2 protein-coding genes are annotated in these 4,579 nt (G+C 38.1%); both read right to left on the bottom strand.

Features of this window, described 5'->3' with window-relative positions:
* Window positions 1–818: 818 nt before the first annotated feature.
* Window positions 819–3,797 (bottom strand): excinuclease ABC subunit UvrA, encoded by a 2,979-nt coding sequence (uvrA, locus tag ACP6PM_RS31410; RefSeq protein ID WP_426590792.1) that lies wholly within the window; start codon window positions 3,795–3,797, stop codon window positions 819–821.
* A 470-nt stretch (window positions 3,798–4,267) separates the two neighbouring features.
* Window positions 4,268–4,579, bottom strand: a 312-nt coding sequence (locus ACP6PM_RS31405) for a hypothetical protein (RefSeq protein WP_426590791.1), incomplete at its 5' end; no start/stop codon positions are given.

Here is a 4,579-nt window from a genome sequence, read left to right as displayed (position 1 = left end):
GATAGACCAGATATTTTGGAAAAGTTTCTGGTAAATTTTCGACTACCTATATATGTAAGTAAAATTTTCACCCCCTCAGAGAATAGACCAGATATTTTGGAAAAGTTTCTGGTAAATTTTCGACTACCTATATATGGAAGTAAAATTTTCACCCCCTCAGAGAACTGATAAAAAGTCGAAGGGAGGCAAGAGGAAGTTGCTCAACTTTAGAAAATATCTACTTACCTCTAGGTAAAGCAAATATCTGGACAACTCTCTGGCAAATTTTCGACTCTGAGAAAAATTGGCAGAAAGTTGAAGGGAAGCAAGAGGTAGTTCCTCTAATTCAGAAAATATCTACTTAACCTCTAGCTAAAGCAGATATTCTGGACAACTCTCTGGCAAATTTTCGACTACCTATATATGGAAGTGAAATTTTCACCTCCTCACAGAACTGGTCATTTCAGTTATCAGTTATCAGTACCTCTGCCTGAAGTCAGAGGCTTGAAATATTGAACTTTATTTTTTTTCATCCCCTTTAAAGGGGAGGCTTGAGAACTTATTTTTTGGTAAAAAGTTCAAGAGAAGCAAGAGATAGTTGCTCAACTTCAGAAAATATCTACTTAACCTCTAGCTAAAGCAGATATTTTGGAAAAGTTTCTGGCAAATTTTCTACTATTTATATATGGATGTGAAATGTTCACTTCCTCAGAACACTGGCAGAAAGTTGAGGGGAAGTAAGAGGCGATTTGCTGACGCAACGCTATCGCGAACGCTCCACTCTTCTAGAAAAGTCTCTGACAAATTTTCTACTACATATATTCAGACTTCAGTAAATCTCAATTTTCTTCAACCTGGGGCGGATACTTTTCTAAGACTTCTCGCAAATATTTCCCTGTATAAGACTCAAAATTCTCTGCGACCTCTTCCGGCGTTCCACAAATAATAATTTCTCCTCCTTTATCTCCTCCTTCCGGACCTAAATCTATTACCCAGTCGGTGCAACGAATCACATCTAAATTATGCTCAATTACTACAATGGAATTTCCTTTATCTACCAATCTTTGCAAAACGTTTAATAATTGATGAACGTCATAAAATGATAAACCAGTGGTTGGTTCATCTATTAAATAAATAGTTTTTCCTGTTGCTCGCTTAGACAATTCGGAAGCTAATTTTACTCTTTGTGCTTCTCCACCAGAAAGAGTGGGTGCCGGTTGACCTAATTTGACATAACCTAATCCTACATCTACTAAAGTTTGTAATCTATTGGCTGCCCTGGGAATATTTTTAAATACTTCTAAACTTTCTTCTACAGTCATATTCAAAACATCAGCAATCGACCGATCTTTATATTTTACTTGCAAAGTTTCTCTGCTATATCTTGCACCTTTACAAACTTCACATTGCACATAAACATCTGGCAGAAAGTTCATTTCTATTACATTTACACCTTGTCCGCTACAAGCTTCACATCTACCGCCTTTGACATTAAAAGAAAATTGTCCTGGTTTATAACCTCTGGCTTTTGCTTCTATGGTTTCGGCAAATATTCCTCTGATTACATCAAAGACTCCTGTATAAGTTGCTGGATTGGAACGGGGTGTTCTGCCTATAGGTGATTGGTCGATTACGATTACTTTGTCTATTGCTTTTAATCCTTTGATTTTTTCTAAGTCTTTGGGAAAGGGAATATTTCGACTGAGATAATGTTGCAATGCTGGATAAAGTAATTCGTTCATTAAGGTAGATTTTCCTGAACCGGAAACGCCAGTAATACAGACAAGTTTTCCTAAAGGAATTTCTATATCTATATTTTTGAGATTGTTTCGATGACAATTTTTCAATAGTAGAGATTTGCCGTTTCCTACTCTTCTTTCTGATGGGGTGGCAATAATTTTTTTGCCGGATAAATAAGCACCTGTTAGTGATTCTTCTGTTGCTAATAATCTCTGGAAATTTCCCTGAGAAATTATTCGTCCGCCATGCACTCCTGCTCCGGAACCTATATCAATAATATGGTCGGCTTTTCTAATAGTTTCTTCGTCATGTTCTACAACTATTAATGTATTTCCTAAGTCGCGAAGTTTGGTTAAAGTTTGCAAGAGACGATTGTTATCTCTCTGATGTAAACCAATACTTGGTTCGTCTAAAACGTAGAGAACTCCTGTTAAACCAGAACCAATTTGTGTTGCTAATCTAATTCTTTGGGCTTCTCCTCCAGAAAGTGTCATTGTTGCTCGATCTAATGTTAGATAATCTAAGCCAACGTCGAGGAGAAATTGTAATCTGGCTCGAATTTCTCTCAATACTAATTCTGCTATTTTTGCCTGGCGTTCGCTTAGTTTTAAGTTATTGATTTTTTCTAGACATTCTTGAATGGAAACTTCTGTAAAGTCGGTAATTTTATATTGCCCGACTTCTACGGCAAGTGCTTCTGGTTTTAGTCTTTTTCCTTGACAAGTTTCGCAGGTTTGATTGACTAAGTATTGTTCTAATTTTTGTTTGATTAAATCTGAACCTGTTTCCTGATATTGTTTTTCCAAAATCGGGATAACTCCAGGATAGTAACGATAATCTCCTTCTCCATTTTTCGTTTCCATCCAGATAGGTTCGTCGCTACCTTCTAACACTAACTTTTGTTCTTTCTTGCTCAATTTATTCCAGGGAGTTTCTATCTCAAAGTCATAAGCTTCAGCCAAACTATACAGTAGAGAAAAATAATAGGGATTTTCCTTATTCGACCAAGGAGCGATCGCTGAATATAAGGGTGCATTAGGGTCGGGTACTATTAATTCTGGGGAAAATTGCTTGAGACTACCCAAGCCGTGACAGGTCGGACAAGCACCGTAGGGGGAGTTGAAAGAAAAGAGCCGGGGTGACAATTCTTCCATCACTGCTCCATGTTCCGGACAGGCAAAATTTTCCGAAAATACTATTTGAGTCTGAGACTTTTCCATTTCTGCTTCTAGTTCCTGACTGGAATTAGCTGAATTATTGTCAGATTTAGAATTAGCTGAAGTTGCTATTTTTGCCGGACTTAGGTTATACTTATTTTTTGTAGGCACTGCCCCTATCTTTGCCGATGTGTCATTTAATACGTCAATTAAAGCAATTCCAGTAGATTGACGTAGACAAGTATTTAGAGAATCTGCTAAACGTTCTTCTATACCAGACTTTTTAATTAGTCTGTCAATAACAATTTCTATAGTATGTGTACGATTTTTATCTAATTTGATGTTTTCAGCAATTTCTACAACCTCTCCATCAACCCTCAAACGAACAAATCCTTGAGCAGCTAAACTAGATAAAAGTTTCTGATGAGTCCCCTTTTTGCCTCGAACCACGGGAGCTAGGATATGAAATTTGGTGCGGTCTGGAAGAGCCATAATTCTGTCGCACATTTCATCAATGGTTTGAGGAGCAATATTATGGTGGCAAATTGGGCAATGGGGTTCTCCCGCTCTCCCAAATAATAATCTCAGATAGTCGTAAATTTCCGTGACGGTGCCGACTGTGGAGCGAGGATTATGGGATGTGGATTTTTGGTCAATGGATATAGCAGGGCTTAATCCTTCGATGGAGTCTACGTCTGGTTTGTCGAGTTGTCCGAGAAATTGTCGGGCATAGGCACTGAGGGATTCGACGTAGCGACGTTGCCCTTCGGCAAAAATTGTGTCGAAGGCGAGGGAGGATTTGCCGGAGCCAGAAACTCCTGTAAAGACTATGAGGCGATCGCGTGGGAGTTCTAGGTCGATGTTTTTGAGGTTATGTTGTCTTGCTCCTCGGATGCGGATTGTATTTTCAGGGGTAGTCATTTCAGTTATTAGTTATTAGTTATTAGTTATCAGTTATCAATTATCGGTTATCAGCAAAATTTGTAGTGCTAAATCAGTTATTGGTTATCAGCAAAATCTGAGAGCTACTGGAAAGATTCGGCGCGCCGAAGGATTTTCAGAAATTTTCCCAGGAGTAATGCCAGAATCTTTTCATCCTCTGAAACACTCTAAAGATAGGTTTGTGTTTCTCAAAATTTTTCCATCCATTTCTCGGCAGTGGAAAATTACTAATATTTTTATTCTCTGAGAACTACTCGGAGAATTCGGCGCGCCGAAGGATTTTCAGAATTTTCCCCAGGAGCAGTGCCAGAATCTTTTCATCCTCTGAAGCACTCTAAAGATAGGTTTGTGTTTCTCAAAATTTTTCCATCCATTTCTCGGCAGTGGAAAATTACTAATATTTTTATTCTCTGAGAACTACTCGGAGAATTCGGCGCGCCGAAGGATTTTCAGAATTTTCCCCAGGAGCAGTGCCAGAATCTTTTCATCCTCTGAAGCACTCTAAAGATAGGTTTGTTTTTCCTAAAATTTTTCCATTCATCTCTCCTAGTGTGAAAAATTACCAATATTTTTATTCTCTCAAGCTTCGGAAAAATTCGGCGCGTCGAAGGATGTTCCAGAATTTTCCCCAGGAGCAATGCCAGAGATATTTTTATTTTCTGAAGCACTCCGAAGATAGGTTTGTTTTTCTCAAAATTTTTCCATGCATCTCTCCTAGTGTGAAAAATTACCAATATTTTTATTCTCTCAAGCTTCGGAAA

The organism is Dapis brunnea BLCC-M229 (assembly GCF_050015995.1).
GTDB lineage: Bacteria > Cyanobacteriota > Cyanobacteriia > Cyanobacteriales > Microcoleaceae > Trichodesmium.
This window is presented reverse-complemented; position numbering and strand designations above follow the sequence as displayed.

What these genes read in the sequence shown, in the direction of transcription:
- uvrA (WP_426590792.1), bottom strand. Translation starts at nt 3,797, where the DNA reads ATGACTACCCCTGAAAATACAATCCGCATCCGAGGAGCAAGACAACAT.